Source organism: Accumulibacter sp. (genome assembly GCF_029255145.1).
Classification (GTDB): domain Bacteria; phylum Pseudomonadota; class Gammaproteobacteria; order Burkholderiales; family Rhodocyclaceae; genus Accumulibacter.
Genome location: NZ_JAPUVQ010000127.1, coordinates 1 through 20,482, shown reverse-complemented (window position 1 = coordinate 20,482; position 20,482 = coordinate 1). Strand labels below are relative to the sequence as shown.

At 62.2% G+C, this 20,482-nt stretch carries 22 protein-coding genes, 2 tRNA genes and 1 pseudogene; 20 read left to right on the top strand and 5 right to left on the bottom strand.

What is annotated here, in order from left to right; translation table 11 throughout:
- Positions 1 to 68: 68 nt before the first annotated feature.
- Both fabF and Q1L50_RS14850 read left to right on the top strand, forming a co-directional pair.
- A complete protein-coding gene (fabF, locus tag Q1L50_RS14855) occupies positions 69 to 1,307 on the top strand; it encodes a beta-ketoacyl-ACP synthase II (RefSeq protein WP_300340056.1) in 1,239 nt (412 codons plus the stop codon).
- Between the two features lie 52 nt (positions 1,308 to 1,359).
- Positions 1,360 to 1,794 (top strand): protein YgfX, encoded by a 435-nt coding sequence (locus tag Q1L50_RS14850; protein WP_366145244.1) that lies wholly within the window; start codon positions 1,360 to 1,362, stop codon positions 1,792 to 1,794.
- Here the strand turns inward: Q1L50_RS14850 and nadB are convergent.
- Positions 1,766 to 3,349, bottom strand: coding sequence for an L-aspartate oxidase (nadB, locus tag Q1L50_RS14845; RefSeq protein WP_300340052.1), 1,584 nt, complete (start codon positions 3,347 to 3,349; stop codon positions 1,766 to 1,768). The genes Q1L50_RS14850 and nadB overlap by 29 nt on opposite strands.
- 198 nt (positions 3,350 to 3,547) lie before the next feature.
- Between nadB and rpoE the strand changes: the two genes are divergently transcribed.
- From rpoE to nagZ, 14 genes are all read left to right on the top strand, one after another.
- A complete protein-coding gene (gene rpoE, locus Q1L50_RS14840; protein ID WP_300340050.1) occupies positions 3,548 to 4,147 on the top strand; it encodes an RNA polymerase sigma factor RpoE in 600 nt (199 codons plus the stop codon).
- Between the two features lie 3 nt (positions 4,148 to 4,150).
- Positions 4,151 to 4,609 carry a sigma-E factor negative regulatory protein gene (locus Q1L50_RS14835; RefSeq protein WP_300340048.1) on the top strand — a complete coding sequence of 153 codons (459 nt, stop codon included), beginning with the start codon at positions 4,151 to 4,153 and terminating at the stop codon, positions 4,607 to 4,609.
- A 40-nt stretch (positions 4,610 to 4,649) separates the two neighbouring features.
- Positions 4,650 to 5,066, top strand: a complete 417-nt coding sequence (locus Q1L50_RS14830) for a SoxR reducing system RseC family protein (protein ID WP_300340047.1) — start codon at positions 4,650 to 4,652, stop codon at positions 5,064 to 5,066.
- Positions 5,067 to 5,155: 89 nt separating this feature from the next.
- Entirely contained in the window at positions 5,156 to 6,598 is a 1,443-nt protein-coding gene (locus tag Q1L50_RS14825) for a DegQ family serine endoprotease (RefSeq protein ID WP_300340045.1), read from the top strand.
- Positions 6,595 to 6,846: a glutaredoxin family protein gene (locus Q1L50_RS14820; RefSeq protein WP_300340044.1), complete on the top strand. Its 252-nt coding sequence runs from the start codon at positions 6,595 to 6,597 to the stop codon at positions 6,844 to 6,846. Before Q1L50_RS14825 ends, Q1L50_RS14820 begins: the two co-directional genes overlap by 4 nt.
- 92 nt (positions 6,847 to 6,938) lie before the next feature.
- Positions 6,939 to 8,729: a translation elongation factor 4 gene (lepA, locus tag Q1L50_RS14815; protein ID WP_300340152.1), complete on the top strand. Its 1,791-nt coding sequence runs from the start codon at positions 6,939 to 6,941 to the stop codon at positions 8,727 to 8,729.
- A 14-nt stretch (positions 8,730 to 8,743) separates the two neighbouring features.
- Entirely contained in the window at positions 8,744 to 9,532 is a 789-nt protein-coding gene (gene lepB, locus Q1L50_RS14810) for a signal peptidase I (protein ID WP_300340042.1), read from the top strand.
- A gap of 12 nt (positions 9,533 to 9,544) precedes the next feature.
- Positions 9,545 to 9,910 carry a DUF4845 domain-containing protein gene (locus Q1L50_RS14805; RefSeq protein ID WP_300340040.1) on the top strand — a complete coding sequence of 122 codons (366 nt, stop codon included), beginning with the start codon at positions 9,545 to 9,547 and terminating at the stop codon, positions 9,908 to 9,910.
- Positions 9,907 to 10,584, top strand: a complete 678-nt coding sequence (gene rnc / locus Q1L50_RS14800; protein WP_300340038.1) for a ribonuclease III — start codon at positions 9,907 to 9,909, stop codon at positions 10,582 to 10,584. Before Q1L50_RS14805 ends, rnc begins: the two co-directional genes overlap by 4 nt.
- Positions 10,581 to 11,471 carry a GTPase Era gene (gene era, locus Q1L50_RS14795; RefSeq protein WP_300340036.1) on the top strand — a complete coding sequence of 297 codons (891 nt, stop codon included), beginning with the start codon at positions 10,581 to 10,583 and terminating at the stop codon, positions 11,469 to 11,471. The genes rnc and era overlap by 4 nt, the downstream gene beginning before the upstream one ends.
- A gap of 62 nt (positions 11,472 to 11,533) precedes the next feature.
- Positions 11,534 to 12,250 (top strand): DNA repair protein RecO, encoded by a 717-nt coding sequence (gene recO, locus Q1L50_RS14790; RefSeq protein ID WP_300340034.1) that lies wholly within the window; start codon positions 11,534 to 11,536, stop codon positions 12,248 to 12,250.
- The gene (locus Q1L50_RS14785) at positions 12,247 to 13,020 is read left to right on the top strand and encodes a pyridoxine 5'-phosphate synthase (RefSeq protein WP_300340032.1); all 774 of its coding nucleotides are present in this window, start codon (positions 12,247 to 12,249) and stop codon (positions 13,018 to 13,020) included. Before recO ends, Q1L50_RS14785 begins: the two co-directional genes overlap by 4 nt.
- Positions 13,017 to 13,394 (top strand): holo-ACP synthase, encoded by a 378-nt coding sequence (gene acpS, locus Q1L50_RS14780; protein ID WP_300340030.1) that lies wholly within the window; start codon positions 13,017 to 13,019, stop codon positions 13,392 to 13,394. The genes Q1L50_RS14785 and acpS overlap by 4 nt, the downstream gene beginning before the upstream one ends.
- Positions 13,391 to 14,428, top strand: a complete 1,038-nt coding sequence (gene nagZ, locus Q1L50_RS14775; RefSeq protein ID WP_300340028.1) for a beta-N-acetylhexosaminidase — start codon at positions 13,391 to 13,393, stop codon at positions 14,426 to 14,428. Before acpS ends, nagZ begins: the two co-directional genes overlap by 4 nt.
- Before the next feature lie 69 nt (positions 14,429 to 14,497).
- Here the strand turns inward: nagZ and efp are convergent, their stop codons facing one another.
- Positions 14,498 to 15,055 (bottom strand): elongation factor P, encoded by a 558-nt coding sequence (gene efp, locus Q1L50_RS14770; RefSeq protein WP_300340026.1) that lies wholly within the window; start codon positions 15,053 to 15,055, stop codon positions 14,498 to 14,500.
- Positions 15,056 to 15,091: 36 nt separating this feature from the next.
- Complete coding sequence (gene earP, locus Q1L50_RS14765; protein WP_300340024.1) at positions 15,092 to 16,288, bottom strand: elongation factor P maturation arginine rhamnosyltransferase EarP; 1,197 nt, start codon at positions 16,286 to 16,288, stop codon at positions 15,092 to 15,094.
- Between the two features lie 44 nt (positions 16,289 to 16,332).
- Between earP and uvrC the strand changes: the two genes are divergently transcribed.
- From uvrC to Q1L50_RS14745, 4 genes are all read left to right on the top strand, one after another.
- Positions 16,333 to 18,156 carry an excinuclease ABC subunit UvrC gene (uvrC, locus tag Q1L50_RS14760; protein WP_300340022.1) on the top strand — a complete coding sequence of 608 codons (1,824 nt, stop codon included), beginning with the start codon at positions 16,333 to 16,335 and terminating at the stop codon, positions 18,154 to 18,156.
- Entirely contained in the window at positions 18,156 to 18,734 is a 579-nt protein-coding gene (gene pgsA / locus Q1L50_RS14755) for a CDP-diacylglycerol--glycerol-3-phosphate 3-phosphatidyltransferase (protein WP_300340020.1), read from the top strand. Before uvrC ends, pgsA begins: the two co-directional genes overlap by 1 nt.
- Positions 18,735 to 18,838: 104 nt before the next feature.
- Positions 18,839 to 18,914 (top strand) — tRNA-Gly (locus tag Q1L50_RS14750).
- Positions 18,915 to 19,011: 97 nt separating this feature from the next.
- A tRNA-Cys gene (locus Q1L50_RS14745) sits at positions 19,012 to 19,085 on the top strand.
- A 459-nt stretch (positions 19,086 to 19,544) separates the two neighbouring features.
- Here the strand turns inward: Q1L50_RS14745 and Q1L50_RS14740 are convergent.
- Positions 19,545 to 20,252 (bottom strand): hypothetical protein, encoded by a 708-nt coding sequence (locus Q1L50_RS14740; RefSeq protein ID WP_300340019.1) that lies wholly within the window; start codon positions 20,250 to 20,252, stop codon positions 19,545 to 19,547.
- A 124-nt stretch (positions 20,253 to 20,376) separates the two neighbouring features.
- A pseudogene (locus tag Q1L50_RS14735) lies at positions 20,377 to 20,482 on the bottom strand (IS5/IS1182 family transposase); the annotation flags it as partial.

The following is a 20,482-nucleotide window of genomic DNA, read 5'->3' as shown; positions in this document are numbered from 1 at the left end:
CCCAGCGGGGAGTGTTCACGACCACAGGTCTTCTCCCGCTTCCGCATTCTTTTACCTCGGAGCACAAGTTGGCACGTCGTAGAGTCGTTATCACTGGCCTGGGAATTCTTTCCCCAGTTGGCAATTCCGTTGCGGAAGCGTGGCGGAACATCCTTGCTGGACGTTCCGGGATTGACCGTATTACCCGTTTCGATGTATCGGCTTTTCCGGTACGGATTGCCGGTGAGGTCAGGAATTTCGATATTGGGCAGTATCTCTCGGTCAAGGAAGCGCGGCGGATGGACGTGTTCATCCATTACGGGATGGCGGCGGGGATACAGGCGATCCGTGATGCGGGACTCGAAACGTCTTCGGTGCAGGCCGAGCGCGTTGGCGTGTCGATCGGTTCGGGGATCGGCGGTCTGCCAATGATCGAGAACACCTGCGACGATTTCGCTGCGGGCGGTGTGCGCAAGGTGTCGCCGTTTTTCGTTCCGGGTTCGATCATCAACATGATTTCGGGCAATCTGTCGATCATGTACGGCTACAAGGGTCCGAACATTTCGCTGGTCAGCGCCTGTTCGACGGGCACCCACAGCATCGGTGACGCCGGGCGTCTGATCGAATACGGTGACGCCGATGTGATGATCGCCGGCGGCGCGGAAGGCTGCCTGTCGAAGCTTGGACTCGGCGGCTTCTGTGCTCCGCGCGCCTTGTCGACGCGCAACGATGATCCGCAGACTGCCAGTCGCCCCTGGGATCGCGACCGCGACGGATTTGTCCTCAGTGAAGGCGCCGGCGTCGTGGTGCTCGAGGAATACGAGCATGCCAGGGCGCGAGGTGCCCGGATCTACTGCGAGCTGGCGGGGTTTGGCATGAGTGCCGACGCCAATCATATGACTGCGCCTTGCGAAGACGGTGATGGTGCCGCGCGGTGCATGACCAACGCCCTGCGCAACGCCGAAGTGAATGTGGAGGATGTGCAGTATGTCAACGCGCATGGCACTTCGACGCCCTTGGGCGACAAGGCGGAAACGATCGCCGTCAAGCGCGCTTTCGGCGAGCACGCGAAGAAGCTGGTGGTCAATTCGACCAAGTCGATGACCGGTCACCTGCTCGGCGCCGCCGGTGGCGTCGAGGCTCTGTTTACTGCGCTGGCGATCCATCATCAGGTGTCGCCGCCGACCATCAACATCATCAATCAGGATGTCTCGTGCGATCTCGACTACTGCGCCAATGAGGCGCGCCAACTCAAGATAGATGTCGGTATCTCGAACTCTTTCGGCTTCGGCGGTACCAACGCCACGGTCGTCTTGAAGCGGATCTAGGACTGCCGGAACCGGCACCTGGCATTGTTCAGAACCGCAAAGCCGGCTTGGTTTGCAGTTTCCGATTGACATCGAACTGCGCCGCTCGCGGCTTCTGTCAGGCTTGACGGTCCTGTTCCACCTCCTGGCTGCGTGCTGTATGCTGATTCTCCCCTGGCCCGCTGCGTTGCGCTACGCGCTGCTGCCGTTCGCTGCGGTTTCAGCGTGGTACGCGCTGCGGCCTTCGCGTTTTCTCGGCCTGCGTCTGCGGAAGGGCGGTGAGCTGGACGGCCTGCTGGCCGACGGCGAAAGCATCCCGGTACTGGTGCAGCCAGGCACTGTGGTATTCACTCAGTTGATCGTTCTGCGTGTGCGGGATCACGACAGCGGTCGGGGTGACAGTCTCGCGTTATTGCCCGACAGCATGTCGGCCGAGCACTTTCGCCTCCTTCGTCTGTGGCTGCGCTGGCGGGTAGAAGCTAGCGGTCGGGTCGAAGGCGGCGTTTGAGAACCGTATTGCGGGCGTGTGCCAGGGTTTCCGGGTAATTGCGACTGGAGTGCAAACCCCGGCTTTCATGGCGTCGGAGCGCGCAACGGATGATCAGGTCGGCGGTGACCACCAGGTTGCGCAGTTCGATCAAGTCGTGGCTGACCCGGAAGAGCGAGTAGAAATCATCGATTTCACGCATCAGCAGGCGGATCCGGTTCTGCGCGCGCTGCAGCCGTTTGGTCGTGCGGACGATCCCGACGTAGTCCCACATGAAGCGTCTCAGTTCATACCAGTTGTGGGCGATGACGATCTCCTCGTCGGGGTCGCTGACGCGACTGGCATCCCATGGTGGCAACTCGGGTAGCGCGCGCGCAGGCTGTTCAAGAATGTCATTGGCCGCCGCTTCGGCAAAGACCAGGCATTCCAGTAGCGAGTTGCTGGCCAGGCGATTGGCACCGTGCAGGCCGGTGCAGGACGCTTCGCCAGCGACGTAGAGCCCCGGAACGTTGGTTCGCGCCCGCAGGTCGGTGACCACGCCGCCGCAGGTATAGTGCGCGGCCGGAACCACCGGGATCGGTTGGCGGGTGATGTCGATGGCCAGTTCCAAGCAGCGCGCCTGAATGTTCGGGAAGTGCGCCGCGAGAAAGGCCGCCGGTTTGTGCGAGACGTCGAGATAGACACAATCCAGTCCGCTTTTTTTCATTTCGAAATCGATTGCTCTGGCGACCACGTCGCGTGGTGCGAGTTCCGCCCGCCGGTCGTGCCTGGGCATGAAGCGCGTGCCGTCAGGCAGGAGAAGTCGTCCTCCTTCGCCGCGGACCGCCTCGGAGATCAGGAAAGACTTCGCCTGCGGGTGGTAAAGGCAGGTCGGATGAAACTGGATGAATTCCATGTTGGCCACCCGGCAGCCGGCGCGCCAGGCCATCGCAATGCCGTCCCCGGTCGACGTATCGGGATTGGTCGTGTACAGATAGACCTTGCCGGCTCCGCCAGTCGCAATCACCGTGTGCGGTGCGCCCAGCGTCAGCACCTCGCCGCTGCCGGTGTCCAGCACGTAGGCGCCGTGGCAACGTCCGTCTGTCAGTCCGAGCTTCTGGCTGGTAATCAGGTCAATCGCGATGTGCTGTTCGAGAATCGTGATGTTCGGCTGCTGGCGAACCTTGCTGGTCAGAGTGCTCTGCACCGCCAGACCGGTCGCGTCCGCGACATGAATGACCCGGCGGGCGCTGTGTCCACCCTCGCGCGCCAGATGGTAGCCATCTTGGTCGCGCGTGAAGGGGACGCCTTGTTCAATCAGCCAGTCGACTGCTCGGCGACCGTTTTCGACCACGAAGCGCGTGGCTCGGGGGTCATTCAGAAAAGCGCCGGCTGTAATCGTGTCGCGGATGTGCGCTTCGATCGAATCGCGGCTGTCGAGCACGGCAGCGATTCCGCCTTGAGCCCAGCTCGAAGCGCTGTCTTCCAGTGCCCGCTTGCTGATCAGTGCCACCTTGAGTGTCTCGGCCAGCCGCAGCGCGGCTGCCTGTCCCGCCAGGCCACTGCCGATGATGAGAACGTCGAAGCGAAGCGCCACGCTGGAGGCCCTGCCAGGAAAGGGCTGCAACTATAGCACGCGCATCGCCGCGCAATGGCGCCCCCCGTTTGGCGCTGAACCATTGCCTGGCAGAACGAGTCAGAGCAGGAGCTCACGCACTGTTACGATGACAATTGAGCGCTTGCGCTATACTTCCGCGCAAAACACCATACGTCATCGACAGGATAAGCAAAGAGCATGAGCGAACGCGAAATTGACCAGTTGCTGGTCGAACGCGCGCAGGCCGGCGATAAGCACGCTTTCGAGATTCTGGTCGGAAAATACCAGCGCAAGCTCGCGCGATTGTTGTCGCGCTTCGTGCGCGACCAGGCGGAGGTCGAGGATGTCGCGCAAGAGGCGTTCATCAAGGCTTATCGGGCGCTGCCTTCGTTTCGTGGAGACAGTGCCTTCTATACCTGGCTCTATCGAATTGGCATCAACACCGCCAAGAATTATCTGGTTGCGCAAGGGCGTCGCGCGCCGACCTCGACCGAGTTTGACACCCATGACGCCGAAAGCTTCGAAGACGCCGGGCAATTGCGCGACATCAATACGCCGGAGAGCCTTCTGCAGTCGAAGCAGATCGGTGAGACGATCAATGCGGCGATGGAGGCCTTGCCGGAAGAATTGCGCAGCGCGATCGTCCTGCGCGAGATCGAAGGCTTGAGTTACGAGGAAATCGCCGAGGCGATGAGTTGTCCGATCGGTACGGTGCGTTCGCGCATCTTCCGTGCGCGTGAGGCGGTGGCGGAGAAGTTGCGGCCGCTGCTCGATACTGCTCCTGATCGCAGGTGGTAAGCCATGACCGAACAGATGTCGGCATTACTGGATGGCGAACTGGCCGGCCTTGACCAAGCGGGACTCAGGGCGGCCTTGAAGTGCCTCTGCGAGGACAGCAACTTGCGTTGTGACTGGGCGCTGGCGCATCTGGTCGGAGATCATCTGCGCGGTCAAGGTGCGCTGAAGGTCGATTTTGCGCGACGGCTGAGGGAACGCCTCGCGGCCGAAACTACGGTGGTGATGCCGGGTTCCTTGACGTCGCGCCACGCGCCGCTCTGGCTGGCCTTGTCGGTCGCCGCGTCGGTGCTCGGCGTTGCTGTGGTGTGCTGGGTGGTGTTGGCGATCAATTCGCCGCAGGCCTTTGAAGTGGCGATCGCACCCCAGTCGCTGCCCACTGCTTCGGGCGGCAGCGTCGGCGAGGCGCAGCCTCGCCGGCGGAGCTGGCGGCCGAGTCTGGTGAATTCCCTCCGGCAACCGTAGCTGCGCCTTGCCCAAGCTTAGGCACTGAGGTGACTGGATGATGAGCGGTGCGTGGGGTACTGTTGCGGCGCTGGATGGCGAGTATGCCTTGATCCGCATGGACGACAGTGGCTGTGGTCGGTGTCGGGAGCCGGGTGGCTGCGGCGGCAGCAATGCCGCCAGCTTTTTGTGCAGGGCGCCGCGCACTTTCCGGGTGCCGAACCCCGAGCACCGGGTCATCGGTGAGCGCGTTCGGGTGCGCGTTGCCGAGGGCGCGATTGGGCACGGGGCGCTGCATGCCTATGCCTCTCCCTTGCTGGCGCTGCTGATCGGTGCGCTGGCCGGTTCCACCTTGGCCGACGAAGCCGGCGCGATCGTCGGCGCGGTCGCCGGCTTGCTGGTTGGTTGGGCGGGTTTGCGGCGTGCGCAGCGGCGCAACACCGGCGACCCGCGTTTTCAGCCATCGATCAAGTCTTGACTTTCGCCCGGTTGTCCTCAAATTCGTCGTTCTGGTCGTGGTCTGGAGTTTACTGCCACGAGCTGACACTCAGGAGGGTATGTAGTGCCATGAGACAATTGTTTGCGGCTTTCTTCTTGACCGTTTTTTCGCTTCTGGCACATGCCCAGAATCGGGGGCTGCCAGATTTCACGGAGTTGGTGGAGAAGCACGGGGCGGCGGTGGTTAATGTCAGCACCATGCAGACCGCGCGTGGCGGTGGGCGCGGTGCGCAGCCCTTCCCGTTCGACGAGAACGACCCGATGTACGAGTTCTTCCGTCGCTTCATGCCCCGCCAGCCAGGGGTGCCGGGATTGCCCGGAGCGCCGCGCGAGTTCGAGAACCGGTCGCTGGGCTCCGGATTCATCGTCAGTTCCGACGGATATATCCTGACCAATGCGCATGTCGTCGATTCGGCGGACGAGGTCGTCGTTCGTCTGACCGACAAGCGCGAATTGAAAGCGCGGGTCATTGGCGCCGACAAGCGCACCGACGTGGCCCTGATCAAGATCGAGGCGACCGGGCTGCCGACCGTTCGTCTGGGTGACCCGAGCGTTCTCAAGGTGGGCGAGTGGGTGGTGGCGATTGGCTCGCCGTTCGGCTTCGACAACAGCGTGACGGCGGGCATCGTCAGCGCCAAGGGGCGGTCACTGCCGCAGGAGAGCTACGTGCCCTTCATCCAGACCGATGTGGCGGTCAATCCCGGCAATTCAGGGGGGCCGCTGTTCAACCTGAGGGGTGAAGTGGTTGGCATCAACTCGCAGATCTATAGCCGTTCGGGTGGTTTCATGGGCATCTCCTTCGCCATTCCGATCGACGTGGCGATGGAGGTTCAGGCGCAGCTGCGTGCGACCGGCAAGGTGAGTCGGGGGCGAATCGGTGTCGTTATCCAGGAAGTGACCAAGGATCTGGCCGAGTCTTTTGGCTTGAACCAGGCCACGGGGGCAGCGGTCAACGCGGTCGAGAAGGGCGGACCGGCGGAAAAGGCGGGTATTGAGCCGGGCGACGTGATCCTCAAGTTCGACGGCAAGACCGTCACCAATTCCAGCGATCTGCCACGGATTGTCGGCGCCACCAGGCCGGGCAGCAAAGTGACCATGCAGTTGTGGCGCAAGGGCCATAGCCGCGAGGTGACGGTGGTCGTCGGCGAAATCCCCGACGAAAAGCTCGCCGCTCGCGGTACCCGGAACGCGAAGCCGGTCGAGCGCGCCGCCAATCGGCTCGGTCTGGTGGTCTCGGAGCTGACTGCCGACCAGAGGCGCGAGCTCAACGTCAGCGGTGGTCTGGTCATTGACGACATCCGCAACAATGCGGCGCGGGCCGACCTGCGGCCTGGCGATCTCATCCTGGCGATCATTGCGCGCGGCGAGAGCACCGAGATCAAGAGCGTCGAACAGTTCAACAAACTGCTGGCACCCCTGGACAAGTCAGCCAGTGTCACGCTGCTGGTGCGGCGGGGCGATCAGCAAACCTTCGTCACCATCAAGGGTCTGCCCGACAGACGCGCGGAGTGACGCAGCCGACTAAGCTGACGCTGCTTTCGCGTCGCTACTGCCATCTCTGCCACGATATGGAACGGGCATTGGCACGTTTGTCTGCCGAGTTGGGGATCGAAGTCGAAGTGGTGGACGTCGATGCCGATGCCGCGCTCGAAAGCCGGTACGATGAATTGGTGCCGGTGCTCCTGCACAATGGCCGGGAGCTCTGCCACTACTTCCTCGATGTCGCCAAAGTCCGTGATTATTTGAGCGAAATCCGCTAGAATCCGCGTTTTAAGGCAGTTCGACCAAGGGTGCCCACCGGCACCTTTTTTTTCAGGGGCGGCGCGGTCGTGACGGCGCCGACACGATGTCCATAGAACACATCCGCAATTTTTCCATTATCGCGCATATCGATCACGGCAAGTCGACGCTCGCCGACCGTATCATTCATCTTTGCGGCGGCCTTTCCGACCGGGAGATGGAGGCGCAGGTGCTGGACTCGATGGACATCGAGCGCGAGCGGGGAATTACCATCAAGGCACAGACCGCGGCGCTGCAGTACCGGGCGCGCAGTGGCGAAATCTACAACCTCAACCTGATCGACACCCCGGGCCATGTCGACTTCTCCTACGAAGTGTCGCGCTCGCTGTCGGCCTGCGAGGGCGCCCTGCTGGTGGTCGATGCGTCGCAAGGCGTGGAAGCCCAGACGGTCGCCAACTGCTACACGGCGATCGAACTTGGTGTGGACGTGCTGCCGGTGCTGAACAAGGTCGATCTGCCGTCGGCGATGCCGGACAAGGCGCGCCAGGAGATCGAAGACGTGATCGGAATCGACGCCAGCCAAGCTGTGCTGGCGTCGGCCAAGACCGGCCTCGGCGTCGAGGACGTTCTGGAAGCGATCATCGAGCGTATTCCAGCACCCGCAGGTGACCCGCAGGCGCCGCTCAAGGCCTTGCTCGTGGACGCCTGGTTCGACAACTACGTTGGCGTGGTGATGCTGGTCCGCGTCTTTGACGGCACGCTGCGAGCCAAGGACAAGATTCGCCTGATGGCCACCGGTTCGACGCACCTCTGCGAACAGGTCGGCGTGTTTACGCCCAAGGCGATGCCGCGCGATGCCTTGCGGGCTGGCGAGGTCGGCTACATCATCTCGGGGATCAAGGAACTGCAAGCAGCGAAGGTCGGAGATACGGTTACCCTCTCGGACCGGCAGGCCGCGCAGGCCTTGCCGGGGTTCAAGGAAATCAAGTCGCAGGTATTTGCCGGGCTTTATCCGGTCGAGTCCAACCAGTACGACTCGCTGCGCGAGGCACTGGAGAAGCTGAAACTAAACGACGCCTCCTTGCGCTACGAACCAGAGGTCTCGCAGGCGCTTGGTTTCGGCTTCCGCTGCGGCTTTCTCGGCCTGTTGCACATGGAGATCGTCCAGGAGCGTCTCGAGCGCGAGTTTGACCAGGATCTGATCACCACCGCGCCAACCGTCGTCTATGAGGTTCTGCTGCGTGACGGCAGCTTGGTCAATGTGGAAAACCCGGCCAAACTGCCGGAACTGTCGAAGATCGAGGAGATCCGCGAGCCGATCATCACGATCACCGTTTTCGTTCCGCAGGACTACCTGGGCAACGTCATCACCCTGTGCAACCAGAAGCGTGGTAATCAGGTCGACATGACCTATCACGGGCGGCAGGTGCAACTGGTGTACGAAATGCCGATGGCCGAAGTGGTGATGGATTTCTTCGACCGCCTGAAGTCTGTTTCACGTGGCTATGCCTCGCTGGATTATGACTTCAAGGAGTATCGCGCGTCCGATGTCGTCAAGCTCGATATTCTGATCAACGGCGAAAAGGTCGATGCCCTGTCTGTCATTCTGCATCGCGCGAACTCGGTCTATCGCGGCCGCGAGCTGGCGGCCAAGATGCGCGAGTTGATCCCGCGCCAGATGTACGACGTCGCCATCCAGGCGACGATCGGCGCCAACATCATTGCCCGAGAAAACGTCAAGGCGATGCGCAAGGACGTGCTCGCCAAGTGTTACGGCGGCGACATCTCACGGAAGAGGAAACTGCTCGAGAAGCAGAAGGCAGGCAAGAAGCGCATGAAACAGGTCGGTTCGGTCGAGATTCCACAGGAGGCTTTCCTTGCTGTGCTACGTGTCGGCAAGTAAAGGGAGGTAAGCAAGTGAATTTTGCATTGATCCTGTTGATCCTGCTGCTGGTCAGCGGTGCCATCTGGGCCGCCGACGCCCTGGTCTTCCGGAAGCGTCGGGTCGCCGACGCCAAGGATCCGTGGTGGGTCGAGTATGGAGCAAGCTTCTTTCCAGTCATTCTGATCGTTTTCGTCCTGCGCTCGTTTATCGTCGAACCGTTCAAGATTCCATCGGGTTCGATGATTCCCACCCTGCTGGTCGGGGATTTCATTCTGGTCAATAAGTACACCTATGGCATCCGGCTGCCGGTCGCCAACCTGAAGGTCGTCGATGTCAGCAGCCCGCAGCGTGGCGACGTGATGGTCTTTCGCTACCCGGAAGATCCGTCCCTCGACTACATCAAGAGGGTCGTCGGCGTACCGGGCGACAAAGTGGCCTACCAGAACAAGCGATTGACGATCAATGGTGTGCCGGTGCCGATGACGCGGGTCGGCGATTATCTTCACCCGGAACGACTCTACTATTCGGAGCAGTTTGTCGAAACCATGGGCGAGGGGGAACATCATGTGCTCAATGATCAAGACGCGCCACCATTCATCCCGCACCCTGGGCAGTTTCCGCATCGCGACGATTGCTCCTACAATACTGCCGGCGTGATCTGCACCGTACCTCCGGGCGAGTACTTCGTGATGGGCGACAATCGCGACAACAGCCGCGACAGTCGCTTCTGGGGCTTTGTTCCGGAAGAGAACATCGTCGGCAAGGCCTTTTTCATCTGGTTGAATTTCAGTGATCTCAAACGGATTGGTTCGTTCAGGTAAGGAGCGGTGACTATGAATCGTCAGCGTGGGTTAGCACTTTCGGCCTTGCTGATCTGGGGCATCGTGATTGGCCTGGTCGCCATTCTTGTCATCCGGGTTCTTCCGGATGTCATCGAGTATTACAAGATCAGGCACGCGGTCAAGGCGGTTGCCGCCGATTCCGGCGGCAAGACCGTTTCGGAGATCCGGCAGGCTTACGGCAAGTATGCTGAAGTCGAGCATATCAAGACCTTCACCTCTGCTGAACTCGACGTCTTCAAACAGGACAACCAGGTGGTGGTGGCTTTTTCATACGAGCGACGCATTCCGCTGGCTGGCAATGTCAGCCTTTTGATCGAATTCCAGGGTTCGGCGTCGGCGCGCGATTCGGGTCAATGATCGATCGCGGACTAGAACAGGCCTTCGGTTACCAGTTCCAGGATCGCGAACTCCTGCAGACGGCGCTGACGCACCGCAGTTACTGTTCTCCGCACAACGAGCGGCTCGAGTTTCTCGGCGACGCCATTCTCAACGCGGTCATCGCGCGTCGCCTGTTCGAGTCCTTTCCAACGCTTCCGGAAGGTGATTTGTCGCGCCTGCGCGCCAATCTGGTACGCCAGGACAGCCTGCACCGGCAGGCTGTGGCGCTTTCGCTGGGCAGTTTTCTTCGCCTTGGCGAGGGCGAGCAGAAAAGTGGTGGGCATCGACGCCCATCGATCCTGGCCGATGCCCTCGAGGCCTTGTTTGGCGCGGTCTGGCTGGATTCCGGTTTCGACGCCGCCAGCAGGGTCATCGTCCGCCTCTATCAAGAGATGCTCGATCAACTGACCCCGACCCCCGGACAGGAGATCAAGGACGCCAAGACGCGCTTGCAGGAGTGCCTTCAGGGTCGGCGCCTTGCCTTGCCACAGTATTCGCTGATCGCCACCGAAGGCGAGGCGCATGCCCACCTGTTTACCGTGGCCTGTGTGATCGATTCACTGCGCATCCGCAGCGAGGGGAGTGGTGGAACGCGCCGGGCTGCGGAACAGATGGCCGCGGAACGCGCGCTGGAAAACCTGGCCCGGACATGAGCGAAGCCCAGGTCCGGTCCGGACAGATTGCCATTGTCGGCCGCCCGAACGTCGGCAAGTCGACCCTGCTCAACGCGCTGATCGGTGAAAAACTCAGCATCGTTTCGCGACGCGCGCAGACCACGCGCCACCGGATCATGGGAATCCTCACCGAAGCCGATGCGCAATACGTTTTTGTCGACACGCCGGGCTTCCAGACCCGGTACGACAACGCACTGAACCAGATGATGAACCGCGGCGTCCGGCAGGTGCTGGCCGAGGTGGATGTCGTCCTGTTCGTGGTCGAGGCCGGCCGCTTTGACGAGCGCGACCGTGCGGTGCGCCAGCTCGTCGCGGACGGCTGCCCGGTGATCATCGTCGTGAACAAGATCGACCAGATCAGGAACAAGGCCGATCTGCTGCCTTATCTGGAGCGCCTTGGCGGCGAGGGAGCCTTCACGGCGCTGATTCCGCTCAGCGCGACCCGCCGGGCACAACTCGACGTGCTGCTCGCCGAGATCCGCAAGCACTTGCCGAACGACGGGCTGCTCTACGGCGAGGACGAGATCACCGACCGCAGCGAGAGATTCCTGGCCGCCGAATACATTCGTGAAAAGCTTTTTCGCCTGATCGGCGACGAACTGCCGTATGGCGCTGCCGTCGACATCGAGAAATTCGTTGTCGACGGTGAACTGCGCCGGATTAGCGCGGCGATTGTCGTCGACCGCGCCGGTCACAAGTCGATCATCATCGGCAGGGGCGGTGAAGTCGTCAAACGAATAGCTTCCGAGGCCAGGCAGGACATGGAGCGCATGTTCGGTGGTCCGGTTTTCCTCGAAGTGTTTGTCAAGGTCAAGTCGGGTTGGGCCGACGATGCGCAACTGCTCAAGAGCCTCGGCTACGAATAGACGGAAGAACAGGCAGGAGAGGCAATGGGTTTGTCGCAGTACGCTGGCCGGCGAGTCGGGAAGTGAATCAGCGGCACAAGGTCGATGCACAGCCGGCGTTCGTGCTGCATGCCTACCCGTACAGCGAGACCAGCCTGATCATCGACGTCTTTTCGCGCGACTTCGGTCGTGTCGCCCTGCTGGCGCGCGGTGCGCGGCGGCCGCGCTCGATATTGCGCGGCGTTCTGCTGGCTTTTCAGCCACTCGAGGTCGGCTGGGCGGGCCGGGGCGAGGTGCAAACGCTGATGAAGGCCGAGTGGCGCGGCGGGCAGCCGTTGCTGGCAGGTAAAGCCTTGTTCTGTGGCTACTACCTCAACGAACTACTGATCCACCTGCTGCCCCGCGAGGACGCGCACGCGCGGCTCTTCGCGGCCTATGCCGAGACCTTGCGTCGTTTTGCCGATGGTGCGCAGGAATCGGACTTGCGGCGTTTCGAGCGGACGCTGCTGCAGGAACTGGGCTACGGTCTGAGCCTCGAGACCGATACCGACGGTCTGGCGGTCGACGACAGCGCGCACTACGCCTACGAAATCGAACGTGGTCCGGTGCGTTTGCCGGGCCCCGGCAACTCGGCGCTGTCGGTAAGTGGCAGGACCTTGATCGACCTGGCGCGAGAGGATTTCTCCGATCCGCGTTCGCTGGCCGAAGCCAAGCAACTGATGCGCACGCTGATCGGCCACTACACGGGCGGCAGGCGTCTGGCAAGCCGCAGAATCTTCATGGAGCTACAGGAACTATGATTGAACTCGGCGTCAATATCGACCACGTGGCGACGATCCGGCAGGCGCGCTGCACCTACGAGCCTGATCCGGTCTGGGCGGCGGTCGAGGCACACCTTGGCGGTGCCGATGGCATCACCATTCACCTGCGCGAGGACCGGCGGCACATCCAGGACGCCGACGTCGAGAAGCTGCGTGATCTGGCGCAGATCAAGCTCAATCTCGAAATGGCCGCGACCGACGAGATGGTCGCCATCGCCTGTCGGGTCAAGCCGCAAATGGCGATGCTGGTCCCGGAAGGGCGGCACGAAGTGACCACCGAAGGGGGGCTCGACGTCCTGGCGCAGGAAGCCCGGCTGCGCCAGGCAGTGGACCGGCTCGCCGAGGCGGGGATCGTCAGCAGCGTATTCATCAATGCCGAGCCGGCGCAGGTCGAGGCCGCCGCGAAAATCGGCGCGCGCGTCTGCGAAATCCACACCGGCCCCTATGCGCACGCCTTCTACACCCAGGGGCGTGATCCCGAGAGCACTGCGGTGCTGGCCGAGATCGAAAAGATCAGGCTGGCCGGCGAGACCATTCGCCAGCTCGGCATGCGTTTCAACGCCGGACACGCGCTCAACTACTTCAACGTCCAGCCGGTGGCGCAACTGGCCGGGATCCGGGAACTGCACATCGGACACGCGATCATCAGCCGGGCGGTCTTCGTTGGCCTGCGCGAAGCAGTGCGGGAAATGAAACGCCTGCTTCGCGAAGCGCAGGGATCAGGGTTGGCACCTGCGCCGGCGCCATGATCGCGGGCATCGGCACCGACATTGTCGCGATCGCCCGTCTTGGCACGCTGTACGAGCGGCACGGCCAGCGCGCACTGGCGAAACTGCTGTCACCGCGCGAGTGCACCGAGTTTGCCGGCACGCGGCAGCCGGCGCGGTTTCTCGCCAAGCGTTTCGCTGCCAAGGAAGCCTTCGGCAAAGCGCTCGGGATCGGTCTCGCGGCACCGGCCACCTTGCCGAATATCGGTGTCACTCACGATGCACTGGGCAGACCGGTATTCGAATACGCGGCCGCGCTCGCTGCCCATCTGGCGACGCGCGGGCTGGTCGCGCACCTCTCGATCAGCGATGAGGAAGACTTCGCCGTCGCCTTCGTGATCATGGAGCAGGCATGAACACCGTCAACCCCCCCGAGCGGCTGCCACTCGGACCGCTGATGATTGACCTCGCCGGACCGACCCTGTCCGCGGGCGAGAGCCAGCGTTTGCGCCACCCGCTGCTTGGCGGGGTGATCCTGTTTTCCAGGAACTACCAGTCGCCGGAGCAACTCGAGCGATTGACGGCGGCGGTACATGCCCTTCGGTCGCCGCCCCTGGCCATTGCCATCGACCACGAAGGTGGCCGGGTGCAGCGCTGCCGACAAGGCTTCACGCGGTTGCCGCCGATGCGCCGTCTCGGCGACTTGTGGGACCGCGACCGGCCGCTGGCCCGCGCGACCGCCCGCGAGCTGGGCTATGTCCTGGCGGCCGAGTTGCGGGCGCGTGGCGTCGACCTGTCGTTTACGCCGGTGCTGGACCTCGACTGGGGGCGCAGCGGCGTCATCGGTGATCGGTCTTTCCACGGCGATCCGGCTGCCGTCGTCGACCTGGCCGGCGCGTTCATCGAAGGTCTGCATGGCGCCGGCATGGCCGCTTGCGGCAAGCACTTTCCGGGTCACGGCTGGGCCGAGGCGGATTCGCATGTCGCCTTGCCAGTGGACGAGCGCGGCCTGGACGAAATGGCTTCCGATCTGGAGCCCTATCGCCGGCTTGGCCTGGACGCGGTGATGCCGGCGCACGTGATCTATCGGCAGGTGGACCATCGGCCGGCGGGCTTCTCGCCGGTCTGGAATCGTCTGCTTCGGGAAGAACTGGCCTTCGCCGGCGTAATCTTCAGTGACGATCTGTCGATGGCCGGCGCCGGAGTTGCCGGCGACATCGTCGCGCGCTGCACGGCGGCGTGGGACGCCGGCTGCGACATGCTGCTGGTGTGCAATGCTCCACAGGCGGTCGGCGAAGTGCTGGCCAAATGGCAGCCGGTTCCCGATGCCTTACGAGCAGGGCGTATCGAGCGCCTGTTACCGGTGACGGCAGCGGTCGACTGGTCGAGCCTGCAGAAAGACGCGAGCTATCAGTCCGGCGTTGCCGCGGCGCTGCGCTTGTCTACCTGACGCCAATAGAACAACAGGCAGCCAAAGCTGCATGCTGGATACGCGACCGACAACGGTCAGACGCGCGGACTACTTGGCCCGCGAGCGATATTCGTTGGTACGGGTGTCGATTTCGATCTTGTCCCCGATCTCGACAAACGCCGGAACGGGCAGTTCGAAACCGGTGGCCAGCCGGGCAGGTTTCAAGACCTTGCCCGAGGTGTCGCCCTTGACCGCAGGCTCGGTATACACCACTTCACGAACGATGCTGCTCGGCAACTCGATCGAGATCGCCTTGCCGTTGTAGAACACCGCCTCGCAAGGCATCCCGTCTTCAAGGTAGCTCAGGGCGTCAGCCATGCAGTCGGGCTCTATTTCGTATTGATTGTATTCGGCGTCCATGAATACATAGAGCGGGTCGGCGAAGTACGAATAGCTGACTTCCTTGCGTTCAAGCTGGATGACGTCGAACTTGTCGTCGGCACGATAGACGGTTTCGCTGGGCGATTCGGTCAGCAGATTCTTCATCTTCATCTTGACCACCGATGCGTTACGCCCGGATTTGACGTACTCGGATTTCAACACCACCATCGGGTTGTCGCCGACCATGAAGACGTTGCCTGCGCGAAGCTCTTGTGCGGTTTTCATCGAACGTTCCAGAAAGCAGTTTGGATAAGCCGATGATTATAACTTGGAATGGGCGAAGCGTAGCAGGCGGCTGGCCAGATCGTCCTGTCGGGCCAGGCTTTCCTGCCAGCGCTGAGCGTGCTCGCGCAGGGTCGGAAGACTCGCGGCCAGTTTTCGCCAGGACGCCGATTCGATTCTTCCCGCATTCCACTTATGCCAGAATTCGCGCAAGGCTGTGGTGCCGCCCGCCGGCAGCTCGGCACAGTAGAGCGCTAGAAAGGCGTCGAGCTTGATGACGTGGGCGCCTGCCGCCTGCGGGTAGATGTGCCAGACCAGCGGCTTCGCTGCCCATTGCGCGCGAACGAAGGAATCTTCGCCACGGACGAAATTGAGGTCGCAGAGCCATAGCAGCTGGTCGTAGTGGTCCTGTTCCAGGAACGGCAGGATGCGGATTTCCAGTGCGCCACGGCGGAACGTGTCGCCGGCTTCGATGGACCGCCCAGCGTAGCTGCGAATCTGTGGTAGCGCGCGCGACAGCGGCGCCAGGCAGCAGACGGGGATCTCCGACACTTCCCATGCGGCCAGCAGGTCGTTGATCGCCGGGGTCTCGTAGGCGAACAGCGAGACCAGCAGACGGTCGCCTGGCGGCGGAACGCAGCCCGCCTGGCGCCAGAAAGCGATCTGCAAATCAGCGTCGCCGGCGAAGTGCCGGCGGCGACCCAGCAAGTCGTGCTCGCGCAGCAGGCCACCGGTGGCGCCGGTGAATCCGGGGAAGAAGAAGAACTTGTCGAGCGGCAACCGCGGGTGCGGCGAGGGCAGGGTATGGCAGCCAGCGACCCAGTCTTCGGCACTCAGGTAATCGAGATTGATCCACGCCGGGCGCGGCGAACGTTGCGCCATACTTACCACGAAAGTCTCGGGCAGGCGGCAGGCGAAGGTTTCCAGCACCACCGCGGCGGGAGCTATCGCGGCGAAGCGCGGTTCCCAGCGCCGGACTTCGATCCCCTGCACGAGCTGCATCGCCAGCGTCGGGTCCACCTTTGGGCAGAGCACATTGAAGGTCTGCAGCTGATCGACCCACAAGCGCACCCGCAAACGGTGTTCGCTGGCCAGCTGTCGGGCCAACCGCCAGCAAACGCCGATGTCGCCGAAGTTGTCGATGATCCTGCAGAAGACATCCCAGTCGGGGCCGGCGGCCGTGTCCGGCTCGGGTGCAACGGGTGGCAAGGGTGGCACTGGCGGGCGTGATAACATCGAAAGCGCTATCCTACGTCAGCCGGCCGCCACCGCGAAAGCTCATGGAACACCCCTTCGACGCCAAATCCCTGCTGGCCACGCTGACTGAGCTGCCCGGAGTCTATCGGATGCTCGATGGCTCCGACACCGTGCTCTACGTCGGCAAGGCCAAGAACCTCAAGAAGCGCGTCGCGTCGTATTTTCGCGATCGCCACCCAAGTCCGCGGATCGCTCTGATGGTCGCCCAGATCGCTCGCGTCGAAACCACGGTGACGCGCTCGGAGGCCGAGGCGCTACTGCTCGAAAACAACCTGATCAAGAGCCTGTCACCACGCTACAACATCCTCTTTCGCGACGACAAGTCCTACCCCTACATCGTGCTGACGCACGATCGCTACCCGCGCCTGGGCTTTTTCCGTGGCGCGACCGACCGGCGCGCCGACTACTTCGGTCCCTTTCCATCGGTACTGGCGGTGCGTGAAAGCATTCATCTGCTGCAGAAGATGTTTCGCCTGCGCACTTGCGAGAACGGGGTGTTCAACAACCGCTCGCGGCCGTGCCTGCTGTACCAGATCAAGCGTTGTTCGGGGCCCTGCGTCGGGCTGATCGAAGCCGATCGCTATGCCGAGGACGTCGAGATGGCGAACATGTTTCTGCAGGGGCGCCAGCAGGACGTCATCGGACGCCTGTCGGCAGCGATGGACACGGCGGCAGCCAATCTCGCTTTCGAGCAGGCTGCCGTTTGCCGTGACCAGATCCAATCCTTGCGTCAGGTGCAGGACAAGCAATACGTCGACAGCGGCAAGGGCGGCGATGTCGACATCGTCGCCGCGGTTGACGAACATGGCATCCTGTGCGTCAACCTGGCGATGGTCCGCGGCGGTCGGCATCTCGGTGACCGGCCGCAGTTTCCCGGTAATTCTGCCGATTCGTCAGCACCAGAAGCGCTGGCCGCCTTTCTCACCCAGCACTATCTCGTGCACCCGATACCCTTGCAGATCCTGGTCAACTTGCCGCCGGCAGATGGCGAGCTTGCGGATTGGCTCAGCGAAGCAGCCGGCCGACCGGTCAGGGTCGCCGAGGCCAGGCTGACCATGCAGAGGATCTGGGTGGAAATGGCTGAACAGAACGCGCGCCTGGCCATCGCCGCGCGCCGCAGTGTGCTGTCGCGGCAGGGGCAGCGGCTTGAAGCGTTGTGCCAGGTGCTCGAGTTCGAGGTCGGGGAGGGCAAGGAGGGACGCCTCGAGTGTTTCGACATCAGTCATACGCAAGGCGCGGCGACGGTCGCGGCGTGCGTCGTCTTTCAGGGTAGCGGCATGCGCAAGTCCGAGTATCGGCGCTTCAATATTCGCGACGTTCAGCCCGGCGACGATTACGCGGCGATGCGGCAAGCGGTACTGCGTCGCTACGAGAAGCTGCTTACCGGCGACGGCGACGGCGCCGTGCCGGATCTGATCCTGATCGATGGTGGCAGCGGCCAGGTCAGCGCCGCGGGCTCGGCGCTCGAGGAACTCGGCCTGGCGCAGCTGCTGATCCTTGGCGTTAGCAAGGGCGAGGCACGCAAGCCGGGTCTGGAAACGCTGGTTTTCGCGGATGGCCGCGACCCGTTACAATTGCCGTCTGAACATCCCGCTTTGCATCTGATCCAGGAAGTCCGCGACGAGGCGCATCGCTTTGCGGTTTCGGGACACCGCGCCAGGCGTGGCAAGACAGCGCGAACTTCGCGGCTCGAAGAGATCGGGGGTATCGGGCCAATGCGGCGTAAAGCACTGATCTCTCGTTTTGGCGGCTTGCAAGGCATTGCGGGTGCCGGGATAGACCAACTGACCGCAGTTCCGGGAATCAGCCGGGAACTCGCCGAGAAAATTTACGCGGCCTTGCACTGATGCCACTGAACATACCGATTTTGTTGACCTGGCTGCGGATCGTCCTGATTCCGTTGATGATCGCCATCTACTACGTCCCCGAGTCCTGGGTGCACTTCGTCGGGCGCGATCTGGCGGCAACGGTGGTGTTCGTCGTCGCGGCCGTCACCGACTGGCTTGATGGCTATCTTGCGCGTCGCTGGCGGCAGACGTCGGCTTTCGGCGCTTTCCTGGATCCGGTGGCCGACAAACTGATGGTCGCTGCAGCGCTGATCGTCCTTGTTCAACTGGGCCGGCTGGATGCCATTCTGGCGGCGATCATCATCGGTCGCGAGATCACCATTTCCGCCCTGCGCGAATGGATGGCGCAGATTGGCGCGCACCGCAGCGTGGCCGTATCGATGATCGGCAAGATCAAGACCACCGCGCAGATGGTGGCCATTCCGCTGCTGCTTTACCATTCTCCCCTCCGGGGCCTGGATGTCTCTATGGCGGGCACCTGGCTGATCTACGTGGCCGCCGTGTTGACCCTGTGGTCGATGGGATATTACATGCGGATGGCCTGGCCGCACCTGATTGAAGAGGATCGAAGGCGCTAGGTACGAATCCAGGCAAGTAGCGCAAGGACAGAATAGTGCGCCAGGAATGCTTGACAAGGCATTGACAGCGATCGACAGGCCTTTATAATGCGCCTTCGCTTCACGCGGGAGTAGCTCAGTTGGTAGAGCGATACCTTGCCAAGGTATAGGTCGAGAGTTCGAGACTCTTCTCCCGCTCCACAGGCTCTGCCGAGTGGTCCGCTTGTTAACACGATTCGTCGAAGGTTGGTCGCAGTCCAGTCGAAAGCAGCGGCATTTCCTACCGCCAGGTAGGCACGGCGCGATAGCAAAGCGGTTATGCACCGGATTGCAAATCCGTGTAGGTGGGTTCGACTCCCGCTCGCGCCTCCAGACAAAACAGCCGCTTGTCGCGGTCAAGCGGTTATGCTTTTGTGCTTCTTCGGATCCGGGAAGCGGATAGTAAGCAGGATTCAGCAATTCAGATCGACGTCACCGTAGAACAACCCGTCACGCCGCCAGGTCGGTTGGGGTCATGCGGTCGGTCCACTGTGGCGCGCTCGCCGGCAGCAACAGGCAGGTACCCGCCTGAGCGAAGCAAGAGCGGGCAGCGGAGACAATTGCGAGACTACTCCGCCGCCGACTGTTGCCCGGCACGGTGCTCGCGCGCCATGTAAACCGACAACTCACCGATCAAATCAACAAACCCTCAGCGGTTGCTAGTAGGCAGTCATGTTGAAAGGCGATGATGCAGGCCACCGAGCTTGCGCCTGACATTCCTGGCTCATCGGATAGGCCGAGTCTCATCCGATTCATCGGATTCAAATTGACTGACTATGAATGGGTCTGCGCTCATCCCTCTCCGGTACCACCTCTAACCTTCCCTGCCTTGTGCTTGTGCTTCCAAGAGTCCTCGCACGGCGTGCCGTGATCACGGATGTCCGACACCTTTTCGCCGCCAAATCGCCATTTTCCGTCCGACGTGTAGTCCATCAATTGCCGGCGCCGATTCTTGCTGGCCCATGCGCCGTGGTGGCCTTTGCTATCCGGTCTGAGGTAATAGCAGATCACGGCAGCCACAAATTCAGATTCGGAAAGAGGACTCTCCTGGTGCCGCAGGGCCAGATCGTGTTCCACTTCGCCTGAGGGCGTGAAGTAAGCGCTGTTGTCGAACAGCGTCGCCGACACCGCCAACAGGTGATCGAGCGTCGAATCGCGGCAGAGCAGTTGCAGAACATCATCGATGTGGGAAGTGTCGGTCCTCGGAAAGACGATGCGGGATCGCCTGAAATCCGCCGCGCCTGGCGAAGCATTTCGCCCCTCGTCATCGCGAACGTTGAACTTCGCTTGCGCCGAGAGGCTGGCGAGAGATGAGGTCGAAACCAGCACCCCGCGCACCCGGAAAGTCGATGTCCGGCCCGCAAATTCCACCTCCTGGCCGCTGGCTGCCAACTGGCGTTCAACCACATGCGGCATGTACAGCGTGCAAACGACCTTGGAGTCCGACCAGCCGCCCCGGGCCCCCAAGGTCAGGCCTTTCGGATCGACAAAGCCGAGCACTTGCGTCCGCGTTTCGTAGTCCAGAATCCAGTGTAGATGTCCTCGGTGGCCCAGTGGAATTCGGTGTCCTCGCCGGTCGATTTGACGTAGCGGGCACCGGCTTTGCCCTAGAGTGTGTTGACATTCAAGCGAGCCAAATGACGGATGCGGCGAGGGCGATGAAGGAAGCGAAACGCTCGGCGAGTTTGTCGTAGCGTGTGGCGATACGTCGAAATTGCTTGATGCGGCAG